Source organism: Dyadobacter sp. UC 10 (genome assembly GCF_008369915.1).
Taxonomy (GTDB): domain Bacteria; phylum Bacteroidota; class Bacteroidia; order Cytophagales; family Spirosomataceae; genus Dyadobacter.
Genome location: NZ_VSRN01000001.1, coordinates 3,889,119 through 3,901,978, shown reverse-complemented (window position 1 = coordinate 3,901,978; position 12,860 = coordinate 3,889,119). Strand labels below are relative to the sequence as shown.

General features: G+C 44.2%; 12 protein-coding genes. All 12 read left to right on the top strand.

Translation table 11 applies throughout. The annotated features are described in order from the left end of the window. Positions 1-2 precede the first annotated feature (2 nt). The 12 genes from FXO21_RS16255 to FXO21_RS16200 all read left to right on the top strand — a co-directional run bounded on the left by FXO21_RS16255 (position 3) and on the right by FXO21_RS16200 (position 12,817). Entirely contained in the window at positions 3-836 is an 834-nt protein-coding gene (locus FXO21_RS16255; RefSeq protein WP_149641061.1) for an ABC transporter permease, read from the top strand. Between the two features lie 15 nt (positions 837-851). Continuing rightward, entirely contained in the window at positions 852-2,111 is a 1,260-nt protein-coding gene (locus tag FXO21_RS16250; protein ID WP_149641060.1) for an ABC transporter ATP-binding protein, read from the top strand. After that, positions 2,104-3,186 carry a DegT/DnrJ/EryC1/StrS family aminotransferase gene (locus FXO21_RS16245; protein WP_149641059.1) on the top strand — a complete coding sequence of 361 codons (1,083 nt, stop codon included), beginning with the start codon at positions 2,104-2,106 and terminating at the stop codon, positions 3,184-3,186. The genes FXO21_RS16250 and FXO21_RS16245 overlap by 8 nt, the downstream gene beginning before the upstream one ends. 4 nt (positions 3,187-3,190) lie before the next feature. Next, positions 3,191-5,239: an ArnT family glycosyltransferase gene (locus FXO21_RS16240; protein WP_149641058.1), complete on the top strand. Its 2,049-nt coding sequence runs from the start codon at positions 3,191-3,193 to the stop codon at positions 5,237-5,239. Positions 5,240-5,245: 6 nt separating this feature from the next. Further along, complete coding sequence (locus tag FXO21_RS16235; protein ID WP_149641057.1) at positions 5,246-5,944, top strand: WbqC family protein; 699 nt, start codon at positions 5,246-5,248, stop codon at positions 5,942-5,944. Position 5,945: 1 nt separating this feature from the next. After that, positions 5,946-6,605: an acetyltransferase gene (locus FXO21_RS16230; protein ID WP_149641056.1), complete on the top strand. Its 660-nt coding sequence runs from the start codon at positions 5,946-5,948 to the stop codon at positions 6,603-6,605. A 64-nt stretch (positions 6,606-6,669) separates the two neighbouring features. Then, a complete protein-coding gene (locus FXO21_RS16225) occupies positions 6,670-7,893 on the top strand; it encodes a glycosyltransferase family 4 protein (protein ID WP_149641055.1) in 1,224 nt (407 codons plus the stop codon). Continuing rightward, entirely contained in the window at positions 7,890-8,873 is a 984-nt protein-coding gene (locus FXO21_RS16220; RefSeq protein WP_149641054.1) for a glycosyltransferase family protein, read from the top strand. The genes FXO21_RS16225 and FXO21_RS16220 overlap by 4 nt, the downstream gene beginning before the upstream one ends. Then, on the top strand, positions 8,873-9,631 hold the full coding sequence (locus tag FXO21_RS16215; RefSeq protein ID WP_149641053.1) for a DUF5672 family protein: 759 nt from the start codon (positions 8,873-8,875) through the stop codon (positions 9,629-9,631). Before FXO21_RS16220 ends, FXO21_RS16215 begins: the two co-directional genes overlap by 1 nt. 6 nt (positions 9,632-9,637) lie before the next feature. After that, positions 9,638-10,591 (top strand): hypothetical protein, encoded by a 954-nt coding sequence (locus FXO21_RS16210; protein ID WP_149641052.1) that lies wholly within the window; start codon positions 9,638-9,640, stop codon positions 10,589-10,591. Between the two features lie 10 nt (positions 10,592-10,601). After that, a complete protein-coding gene (locus FXO21_RS16205; protein ID WP_149641051.1) occupies positions 10,602-11,489 on the top strand; it encodes a glycosyltransferase family 2 protein in 888 nt (295 codons plus the stop codon). Beyond that, positions 11,486-12,817, top strand: coding sequence for a hypothetical protein (locus FXO21_RS16200; RefSeq protein WP_149641050.1), 1,332 nt, complete (start codon positions 11,486-11,488; stop codon positions 12,815-12,817). Before FXO21_RS16205 ends, FXO21_RS16200 begins: the two co-directional genes overlap by 4 nt. Positions 12,818-12,860: the final 43 nt, after the last annotated feature.

The following is a 12,860-nucleotide window of genomic DNA, read 5'->3' as shown; positions in this document are numbered from 1 at the left end:
AAATGGCGGCGCAACACACAATTACAATCAAAGCAGGCGGTTCGGAAAAGGACTACTGGAAGGATCTCTGGCTTCATCGGCAGCTTTTATGGATTTTGTCGAAAAGGGACATCTCTGTACGTTACAAACAAACATTACTGGGTGTTGCGTGGAGCGTGCTGCGCCCTTTTATGACCATGACTGTAATGGTGTTTGTATTCAGTTACGTAGCTAAAATCGATAGTGACCCTGGGATTCCATATCCTCTCATGGTATTGAGCGGCCTGACTATCTGGACATTCTTTTCGAACACATTTCAGCAGATCAGCAACAGCATCCTGCTCAATTCGAACCTGGTATCCAAGGTATATTTCCCGAGATTGCTGATGCCGCTAAGTTCCATTGCGGTAGGTTTTGTTGATTTTTTAATCGCACTTGGCATTTTTATCGTACTTACTCCATTCTTTGACTACACGATAAGCTGGCAGATCGTATACATTCCTTTCTTTGTTTTACTTACATTTATTACATCGATGGGTTTCGGGCTGTTTTTTGCAGTATTGAATGTGCGTTTTCGGGATATCGGCCAACTGATTCCATTCTTAATTCAAGTCGGAATGTATGTGTTGCCGGTTGCTTATCCGAGTTCGCTTGTTAGAGATACCTGGTTTGAAAAATATTATAATCTGAATCCCCTTGTAGGCATTATCGGTGGTTTCCGCTGGTGTTTACTGGGAGAGAAATCGTATTTTAATCCACAAAGTTTATACTCGACGGTGATCATTTCCTTTTCGATTCTCGTACTATCTTTGATCTATTTTCGAAGGAAAGAGAACACATTTGTGGATCACATCTGAAAATTACACTAGGGCATGCCTGTCATTGTAGCTGAAAACATCAGTAAAAAATATATCATCGACCACCAGCGCAAAAGTGGGTCAACCGGCCTGCGTGATGTTGTGACGGAAACGGTCGACAAGTTATTTTCAAGAAAGAAGGCGCAGGATGATTTTTCGGACAAGGAAGAATTCTGGGCACTCAAGGATATTAATTTTAGTATCGACCAGGGCGACCGTATCGGTATTGTTGGTCATAACGGAGCAGGCAAATCGACTTTGCTCAAAATTCTCAGCCGGATTACCGAACCAAGTACGGGGCAGATCAAAATAGAAGGCCGTATTGCAAGCTTACTGGAAGTAGGAACAGGTTTTCATCCTGAACTTACCGGAAGAGAAAATATCTTCCTGAACGGGGCGATTCTCGGAATGAACAAAAGCGAGATCCGTGAATCCTTCGATGCCATCGTTGACTTTGCAGGGGTTGAGAAATTTCTCGATACTCCTGTTAAAAGGTATTCGTCAGGTATGTATGTGAGACTGGGCTTTGCTATCGCAGCTCACCTCAACCCTGAAATCCTGATCGTCGACGAAGTACTGGCAGTGGGAGACACCGAATTTCAAAAGAAATGCCTCGGTAAAATGCGGGACGTATCGGAAAGCGGGCGTACGCTGATATTCGTAAGCCACAACCTGACTGCAATCCAGGCACTTTGTAATAAATCATTTTATTTTGAAAAAGGCCGTCTGATTGATCAGGGAGAAACAACGCATATCGTTACGAATTATTTAAGCAAGGTTTCGCATAAATCCCTCGATAAGCATTGGGACAACATTGAAAGCGCACCAGGCAATGACCAGGTAAGGGTAAAGCGTTTCAAGCTATTCCCCGAATATCAGGACGACCTGAACCATATTGACGTTCGGACGCCTATCAATTTCCAGTTCGAATTCTGGAACCTGGTAGAAGGCGCGAACCTCAACTTAAGTATGCATTTATACACATTTACCGGTGAATGCATTTTTAATGTAGGCACGCAATCCGAAAGCTTCCCGAAAGGATTGGTCACCGGAACCTGCGAGCTTCCGGGCAATTTCCTTAACGACGGCTCTTACGTAGTCTCCATGATGATCGTAAAAGATACCAGCACGGTGCTTTACAACATGGAAGAAGCACTGGTATTTGATATTGAGGACTATCGTGAAAATGTTACCTGGTATGGCAAATGGCCCGGATATATTCGCCCCCAACTTAATTTTTCCATTCGCCAAACTGAACACGTAGTGAATGATTAATGTCACTAAAACCTTTCTGCCAGAACGGGAAGAGTACCTGAAATTAGTCCATGAAATATGGGACCGCGGCTACATCACCAACAACGGGCCTGTATTGCAACAGCTTGAAGAAGAGCTGAAAAAATATTTAAAAGTTGATCACCTTTATTTTTGTGGAAACGGAACCATCGTTCTGCAGATAGCGATCAAAGCGCTTGAATTGAAAGGGGAAATTATCACAACTCCCTTCTCTTATTGCGCCACTTCCAATGCAATCTTATGGGAGAATTGCACGCCCGTTTTCGTAGATATTGATGCGAAAACTTTCAATATAGATCCAGCGCTCATCGAGGCATCGATCACACCTGCCACTTCGGCTATCCTGGCGACGCACGTTTACGGAAATCCCTGTGATATTGAAGCAATTGAAGAAATAGCCAAAAAGCATAATCTTAAAGTCATTTACGACGCAGCACACGCATTCGGAGTGACTTACAAAGGCAAATCTCTGCTTTCCTACGGCGATCTCAGCACATGCAGCTTTCACGCTACCAAGGTTTTTCATACCATTGAGGGCGGCGCATTAGTATCCAATCACCCTGAACTGGACAAAAAGCTGCATTTATTGCGCGCATTCGGACACCAGGGCGATGACCTTTATTTATATGCGGGTATTAACGGGAAGAATTCCGAATTCCATGCGGCTATGGGATTGGTTAACCTGCCGCGCGTGGCGGAAATTATCCAGGCAAGAAAAGAAGTTTTCGATGCCTATGACAGCCTGCTGAACTGGGATCTGCTTTACAAGCCTGCAATCAGCAGCGATATCGAGTACAACTATGCCTATTACCCGGTCGTGTTTCCTTCGGAGGAAGTAATGTTCCGTATAATGGACGCTTTACGGGAACAGGAAATCATTCCCCGCCGTTACTTTTTCCCTTCGTTAAATACCCTTTCTTTCATGCCGCGGCAATTTGCTTGTCCGGTTTCTGAAGATATAGCATTAAGAGTGTTAAGTTTGCCTTTATATGTTGGTCTGCCCTACTCAGATATTGAGCGCATATCCGGCATCATTAATGGTCATTTATCACCATAATCGAATGGTACTTTTTTATTGGCTTGCCTTTTTTCTCTTTTTATACGGTATAGGATTTGTTGCAAAAAAGGTTGCTCAGCCTTCGCTTACTGAGTGGCTGCTCAGCTGTTTTGTCCTATTCACCGGAAGCATTATTCCCAGCGGCTTTATCCTCTCCGCCCTTGATCTCACCGCTCATGTTTACGTGTGGATCATCACCAGCTTCCTGATTCTGTCTCTTCATTATCTGATTTGGTCTTATCTGGTAAACGCTGGGCCGGGCTATTCTGTAAGATCTGTTTTATCAAATCGCCTGACAACCTTCAGGGCCTGGATCAGAGAGCTCTCTCCGTATCTGAAAGCGATTTTTCTGATCATGTTTTCCACGTTTGTATTCATCGGGGTCACGAATCTGATACTGGTGCTCTTTACCGCCCCGAACGAATGGGACAGCATGACCGGCCACCTCAATCGGGCGGTACGCTACATTCAGCGGGGAACGATGGCGCACTTTGGAGGTACAAACTGGAATATGGATACTTATCCTAAAAGCCTGACTACCATTCAGATTTACAGCTATTTAATTAGCGGAAATTTCGAAAATGCATTCAAGCTGATCCATCATGCCTCTTATTATATTTCTCTGGTTGCAGTGTTCGGCACTGCCCAGCGGATAGGCAGAAATTTGTCCGCAAGCTTCTTTTGCGCGCTGGCATACAGCCTGTTCCTCGACTTTTTAATGCAGGCTATTTCAACTGAGACGGATATTGTCATGACCGCCTATTTGAGCTGTCTGATGTACTTTCTTTTTACCTATTATTCAACCAGATCGAATAAGTACCTCTATTTCTCCGGAATGATTTTCGGGATCGTTTTTGGGCATAAAGTGACATTTGCACTGCTTCTGCCTTCGGTATTCGTGATCATGCTCTACACCGTATTCCTGGCACCTGATCTGAAAACTTTTTTTGCCCGGTTTGTCAAGCTCGGCGTTTCCATATTTGTGGCGATGCTCATTTACACCTTCCCAACCGGATATATCAAAAACATTATGGTTTTCGGGCATCCTATTGGCCCCCCGACTTCTTTGAAACACCAATCGGTCGAAAGAGCAGGACCTTTATCCAACCTTTTCGAACAGGGAAGCAGGAATATGGTCAGGTACGCTTATGATTTCTTTAATCTTGACGGTATCAGAAATGCGCAGTGGGGCTATAATCTGAATACGACCATCAGGAAACCTATTGTCGCCCTCGAAGATAAACTGCATATGCGGCTGGATGAGGAAACCGATTTCTCGATCCTGCCATTTTCCATGCAGCGGCGATTTCAGAACTACAATGCCAATCCTTACTGGGGCGTATTCGGATTTGCATTGACACTCCCCCTCGTCCTGCTGGTACTTGTGCGTGTGTTCCGGTCCAGGGTACATTGGTTCCTCGCCCTGGCATTCTGCCTTCATTTCGCAACATTATCGTATTCGGCACCCTACGATCCTTTTAAAGGGAGGTATTTTATAGAAACCGGCTTATTCGGCGTACTTTTTCTGCTACTGTTATTTTCACATCACCGCCTGTCGATCACCAAGCCGCGGCGTAATGTTTGGAAAGGTTACGTATTTGTGATTGTGGTACTGGCCTGTATTTCGGCCGTAATGTCGGTTTACCTCAATGTCCGCTGCCTGCCGCTGCCTGCCTACGGACACGAATCTGCCTTTAAAACCGAGCGCGTTAAATTTCAGACCATCGCGCGTCCCGATATTACGAAACCCTACCAGGCATTCGATTCAATCGTACCGCCGGATGCTACCGTGGCATTGGCAACCATCAATGATGATTTTGAATATCCATTGTATGGTGCGGAATTGTCGCGCAAACTGATTTCGATCAATCCTTTTGAACAAGGCCTGAAACCGATCCCAAAGGAAGCTGACTACCTGTTTTATGCCAGAAGCGTAGTAAATGATACGAGTAAGATCAAAGCTCTACCTACCGATATTCGCCTCGGTTCCGATACTACAATGACCAACCTGGATGTAAAAGGAGAGGATTATTATCTTCGGAAACTCAAATAGCTTCACATGACCATTGCAATCATGCAGCCCTATATATTCCCCTATATAGGCTATTTCCAACTGATCAATGCTGTTGATAAGTTCATTATCTACGATGATGTGAATTTTATCAACAAAGGCTGGATCAATCGAAATAACATACTGGTGTCGGGAAAAGCGCATCTTTTCACTATACCTTTAAAAGACGCAAGCCAGAACAAGCTCATTAGTGAAGTAGCATTGTCTTCGGGCGAACCCTGGCAGAAAAAGTTTTTAAAGACCATTCAACAGTCTTACCAGAAAGCCCCCTATTATCAAAAGGTTTTTGTTCTGATTGAAGAAATCGTAAATTTAGAAGTTAGTACCATCAACGAACTAACCTTGCATGCGCTGATCAGGACCTGCGCATTTATGGACATTAATACTGAAATTATCCCCTCCTCAACAATCTATAACAACACACATCTGAAAGGACAGGACAGAATTTTGGACATCTGCAAACAGGAAAATGCCAGACATTACATTAATCCGATCGGTGGAATGGAATTGTATGACAAAGGCAAATTTGAAAGAGAAGGGATTAAGCTCGACTTCATTAAAAGTCTTTCAGCTCCATATATCCAATTCAAAAATGCTTTTGTACCTTGGTTATCTGTAATTGATATCCTGATGTTTAACAGCCCCGAAGAGATCAGGAAACAACTGAAAGCTTACGAATTAATTTAGAATGGCCAAGATTATCATATTTGGAGTACTCGACACGGCAGAACTAGCACATTACTATTTGACTCATGACTCAGAGCATGAAATAGTTGCGTTCACTATTAACCGCCAGTATATAGATCAGGAATCTTTCAAGGGATTACCCGTTGTTGCATTCGAAGACGTAGAAACGCTCTTTCCGCCGACAGAACATTCCTTTTTCGCCCCGATGACCGGCCGCAATATGAACCGGAACAGAGAAGCGATCTATCATGAGGCCAAGTCCAAAGGATACCAGTTCATTTCCTACATCAGTTCCAAAGCCACCATTTTCGACAAAAGTGTTATTGGTGAGAACTGCTTTATTCTGGAAGATAATACCATTCAGCCTTTTACAACTGTCGGCAATAATGTGGTCATGTGGAGTGGGAATCATATCGGGCACCACGGGCAAATTAAAGACCATGTTTTCTTTACATCACATGTTGTGCTGTCAGGGCATTGCGTGGTTGAGCCATACTCATTTTTTGGGGTGAACAGTACGATACGCGATTATACAATGATCGCCCAGGGAACGCTTGTGGGCATGGCCTCGGCGATTACGAAAGAAACTGAGGAATGGGGTATTTACGTTGGCAATCCGGCTAAAAAGGTTCCTGGAAAACTGAGCTACGAAGCTTACTGATACATTGATATCTATGCTGGCCATGTATGAGAATGTCCCAAGTTTGAGATAGCGATAATTGTTAATGGAGCAAAAGAAAATACTTTTCGTCAGTCACGACGCGAACCGGGCCGGGAGCCAGTTGCTGCTATTGCAGCTTCTAAGGCTTTTGAAAGAGCGAGGTATCCCGATGCATCTTTTGCTTTGCAGCGGAGGAGAACTTGAAAAGGAATTTGAAGAAGTAGTGACCATTACCAGGCTCTACCAGAATAACAAAGTCGCCCCGACGCCCTTTACTGGAAAGATTTTAAAAAAGGTCAATCTGTACAAATTTTACGAAGAACACACGGTTCAGAAAGGGGCAGACAGAGTTGTATCCGAACTGGAAATGCAGAATATCGGACTTGTTTTCGTCAATTCAATCGCTAACTCCGGCGTCTACCACGACTTTCTGAAATTTCTGCACCATGTTCCGCTCGTACTTTTTGTGCACGAGCTCGCGATGTCGGTAAAAATGTATTCGCACGAAAAGCATCTGGCATTCATGCTGCACAAAGCCGATCACCTGATCGCTGTTTCTCATGCAGTAGCCAATTATTACGTTAAGAAATACGATTTCCCTCCTTCGCGCGTCAGTACATTTACACTGATCGACCACGAGCATATTGATCAGAAACTAAGAACAGTCCAGCACAATCTACTTGAAAAAACGCATAAAGTCCCGGCCGACGCGATCGTGATCGGAGGCTGCGGAAATGCCGAGTGGCGCAAAGGAAATGATATATTTAACTGGATTGCCAAGCGCGTAATACACAAAACGCAACCTTTGCCTGTGTACTTCGTCTGGATAGGCGCAGGGCCGCAGCATGAAATTTACACGCTGATTGAAAGCGATATACGTTTGATGGGTCTAACCGACAAGATTATCCTGATCCCTCCTACCCCGAATGCCCTGGATTATATCAATCGTTTTGACGTGCTCCTGCTCAGTTCACGGGAAGATCCTTATCCCCTGGTAGTACTGGAAGCAGCCTTACTGGAAATTCCGGTAGTATGCTTTGAAGATGCCGGCGGCGCACCGGAGCTCATCGAAAGCGATGCTGGCTTTGTGGTACCGTACGTTGATATTTCTGCTGCATCCGATGCAATCATTCAATTAATCCTTGATCCGGCACTGCGCGAAACACTGGGCCGCAACGGAAGAAAAAAGGTGTTAGAGCGGCACAATACCGATAAAAGCGTAGGCAGTATCGAAGCCATTATTCAAAAGTACTTACCTTTACAGGTTTCGGAACAGCAAAATCAATGACCATTGCCTTTACCATTTGCTCGATCAATTACTTAGCTCAGGCGAGGACATTAGGAGATTCACTCAAATCCACTAATCCGGATGTGAAATTCTTTATCGGGCTGGTTGATTCCCTTGAAGGCATTGCTTTCGAAAATCCCTACACAACTGAATTCCCAATGATTGAGATTGACAAGATCGAGATCAAAGATTTTCAGGAAATGGCGGAGCGGTATAATATTACTGAGCTTAACACGGCGGTAAAGCCATTTTACTTCACCTATTTTTTCAGGCATTATCCTGAGGCGACGGAAGTCATTTATTTTGATCCCGACATCATCGTCTTCCAGTCTCTTGAAGGTTTAATAAACTCACTGCAAAAACACAGTGCAGTGGTTACGCCCCACATTACAACACCTATCGAAGACCAGCTTACGCCGAATGAACTGCACCATTTAAATACCGGTGTCTACAATCTCGGTTTCGTTGCTTTCATGCGAAGTGAGGAAAATAACCGATTTATCGAATGGTGGGAAGAAAAATTAAGGTATGAATGCCTGATAGATCTCTGTAACGGACTTTTTGTTGATCAGAACTGGATGAATTTTCTGCCGGTATTTGTTCCCGATACCTTGATAGAAAGAAATCCCGGATACAACGCCGCCTACTGGAACCTGCACGAGCGCACATTTTCCTTTCAAAACGAACGGTTTATGGTCAATGGCGAATATCAACTGCTTTTTTTCCATTACAGCGGTTATGATCCTGCGAAACCGGAAATATTGTCTAAATACCAGGATCGTTTTGAGTTAGCGGATCGCACGGATCTTACCGAACTATTTGGAATTTACCGGAACAGCCTGTTATCAAAAGGAAATGCATATTACCGTAAATTCCCCTGTGCCTATATCAAGCCTGCGCCGGTTCGGCGGTACCAGCGGGTACGCAAATTTCTCAAAAAACCTATCCAATATGTGATTGGCCAATTGGAAACATTCTGATGAAAGAGCTTGTATCCGTTGTCATTCCTATCCTGAACCCCGAAATTGACCCGACCGAGGAACGGATTTTGCACCATTGTCTGGAAACCCTGCATCAGTATCCGTTGATATTCATCACATTCGAAGGTGCCGACCTCTCTATTGTGAAGGAGCATAATGAGGATATCGACGTTATTTACTTTCCGAAAAAATACTTTCAGTCACGCGACCATCTGGCTTCTCTGTTTTTGATGGAAGATTTTTACGACAGGTTCAACTGGTGTGATTTTCTGCTCATCCACGAACTGAATAGTTGGGTTGTGCGCGACGAACTCTACTATTGGTGTAAGCAGGGATATGATTATCTCACAGCCGCACCTTATTTCGACAATCCCGGAAAAATCTCAGATCATATTTTAAAAAGGCTTTCAGGACTAACTACTGACGAAAAAATACTATTCGGAAACGGTTATACCGATAATGGACTTTACCTTTGTCGGATTGAGCGAATGACAAAAACCTTGCAAAACAAACGGAAAGAGGCTTATCAATATCGGCACGAGGTCCGTTTGCAGCACGCAGACTCTGTTTTCTGGGATCTGGAAGCAAATCGTTTCTGGCCCCAGCTGAGAAAGCCTACTCATATTGTACGGAATCATTTCGCCCGAAACGTCATGCGAATCGGAAACAGCGACGCGCTACCATTTGCATTGACCGGCATTTGCCGATCAAATATCAGGGACCTGCCCTATTTTAACACCAAGCCGGAAGCCGATTAATCTTAAATGAATATTATCTATACAGTCTGTAACAGGACAAATCTGGCTCACGCACTTACTTTGGCTGATTCGGTGTCAAAATTTGAACCGGATACTGTTTTTTATCTTTGCTGGGTCGATGCGGCTCCGCTTAAAGAACTGCCTTCGCACATTCAGGCAGTTGATATCTCCCGGATCGAGATCCCGCGCTGGGAAAGCTGGGTTCAGGAATATTTTGATTTTGAACTTCTGGCAGCAGCGCGCCCGTGGGTAGCAAAATGGTTGCTAAATCTGCATCCCGATTGTGAATTACTGACATTTCTTGCACCAACCGTATTGTTGTATCAATCGGTGACGCCGGTTCTTGACCAGGGAACCGAATTTTATCTGACTCCAAACATTCTAAAACCGCTGGCTAAATCCGAAGTACTCGACGATAAACGGATTCTGAATGTCGGTATGTTTCATTCCGGGAGCTGGATATTGAAAAACAGTGAAACAACGAAGAAAACGCTGGACTGGTGGCGTAGTAGAACGCTGGACAGAGCTGCATTTGACCTTTGTAACGGAATGAATATGGATCAGCTCTGGATGAATTATATTCCGGTCTGGATTCCCAAAACAAAGATCATTTCAAACCCGGCGTGGCATTTTGGGCTGCACGCCATTTTAAATAATAGGCTCTCGGAAAATGCTGGAAAATATACGGTTGACGAAACTTCTCTTATTTCAGCAGACTTTGCCGGTTTAACTTATTTTGATGCCGTTTGGTCAAATCACCAGGCTTTGGCTGGGCAAAATCCCGCTTTTCAAAATCTGCTAAAACAGTACAAGGAAAGTCTGAAAAGTTATCAGAAGTACCTGCCGAATTCTGAACTGCCAGTATACGGAAAGCTGGCCTATATCCGCAAATACAGGGTTTTGAGAAATAACGTTGCCAAAAAGTTGTCGGCAGTTACTGAATATATTGATCAGTTTTAAACAGGATGCAATGCATTTCCTAGAAAAAAACACACATACGCTGCGTAAATTCGTATCCGGTCTGCAACTGAACGGAGATGCTGCACTAAGTAGCGTCAAAAATCTGCCGAAGCTTACTATTATTACGCCTTCATACAACCAGGCGCCGTTTCTTGAACGAACCATTCTCAGCATACTCAATCAGAACTATCCGAATTTAGAGTACCTGATCGTCGACGGCGGCTCTACCGACGAGAGTGTGGAAGTTATTAAAAAGTACGAAAAATACATTACCTGGTGGATTTCTGAAAAAGATAAAGGTCAGGTAGACGCGATCAATAAGGCGCTCAGAAGAGCAACCGGCGACTATATCAGTTTCCAAAATTCCGACGATGTATATTTTCCCGGCACTTTCAAACGTTTTGGAGAAGCAGCAGCGCAGTACAAGACCGATATTCTTTACGGTGATTTGTACATGATCTCAACCGACGACGAAGTGATTGAACTCTTGAAAACAACCTCATTCGATTTCGACTGTCAGATACTGGAAGGAATGCAGATCCATAATCAGTCACTTTTTTTCAAACGCGGACTGGTCGAAAAGTACGGGCTATTCGATGAAAGCTACCGTTTTGCATTCGATTACGAGTTTGTGACACGCTATACCGCTCACAAACAAACGACTACTAAGAAAATCGAAGGACTTGCCGGTGCACTACGCATTCACGCCGATGCCAAATCCTCGACGATCGCACACGTAGGAAGCGAAGAGCACAAGCGGGTGCAGGAATTGTACATTTCTACGAACAGTTCGGCGCTACTCAACAAAATCAAGTATCTTTGGTGCCGGGTCAGGAAAATCGTTTATTTCATTTCCCGATTCGATTTCAAATACATTCGTTACAGATTTTCCAAATGAATTGGAGCTTACTTAATGTAGCCAATAATTTTAATTATCTCAGATACTCGCTGGGCATCGCCATGATGTTCAACGGGTTTCCGCTGATATTTTTTATTAGAGATACGTTGGGCGTAGGTCCTGCCAGCAGCATTTTTACTGCTATTTTCTTCTCGTTTGCATTGGTTTTGATGGTTCCAATGCACCTATTCAAGCGGCTTTATAAACCGAATATCATCCTTTTCAACCTTGGCCTGGCGTTCCTTTTAATGGCGCTTTACTACTTCGTATTCTTTAATCATGTAGGTAAGTCCATCTCCGACGTTGGGAACTTCGTATTCACCTTCGGCTTTCTGGTCTTGCTTCTGCACGTTCCTAACGATGTGAAAGACACCCTCGTCATGGTGATTTTTCTCCTGTCTTTTTTCACGAACATCACGCTTGTTTACTCCCTGATCACCGACCCAAACTGGACGCCGGGAATGCGGGCCGCAGTGAATTTTGCTAATGAAGGGGCCCAACCAGGCGGTAATCCTCACATTACAGCACGGAATGGAGTGGTATGTATGCTTACCGCATTGATGATGCTCGGCAATACAAAAGGTCTTCTGACCCGTATTTTCCTGTTTTTTTCTGTATTGTTCGGGCTTGGTGTAGTCGTGATGTCTCTCGCCAAATCCAGCTACCTGGGCGTTGGTATTGCCGCTTTTGCCTTTTTTATTTTCCGGTTCAAAGTTTCCAACATCTTCTCCGCCATCGGAAGTGCATTCAAATTCAGAAATTTTATTTTTATCATTCTGATTCTGATTGGGATCAATTACTTCCTGTCACGCTATGGCGATATTCTAAACCTGCTTCTCGGCTACTGGGATATCTTTCAGGACCGGATTATGAATGTAATTTTCACATCTACAGGGGTCAGGCTTTCGGAAGAAGCGGATGTGGATTATTCCGCTATGGGCAGGGTGAGCGGTTTTGGAGAATTTATGGAAACCCTCTTTTCGTGGGAAGTATTTTTAGGCAGAGGCTATAAGGCCGAATATCTCGACGTTCCGATTTTGGAAGCCTGGGTAGACCAGGGGATATTCGGATTTCTGTTTTTCGCAAGCTTCAACCTGTTCCTTTTTCTGTTTGCGATTCGTGAAATTCGCAGGTATACCAACCCGCTGAGCACATTTCTGGCCTTTTTCTTTTTGTCGATGATGGTACTGCTGGTTACCGGCGGCAGACCTTATGATATTGCGTTCTGGTTTCCATATGCGGTTATGATTCGCTTCCTGGGAATCCGCTACATCGACAGCTACCAGAAAAAAACAGTCACAACGCAGCTTTCCACCGTTACCACTTAATCTTGTTCCATTTTCCGATCGCTTGCTTTACGCGCACCCGCGA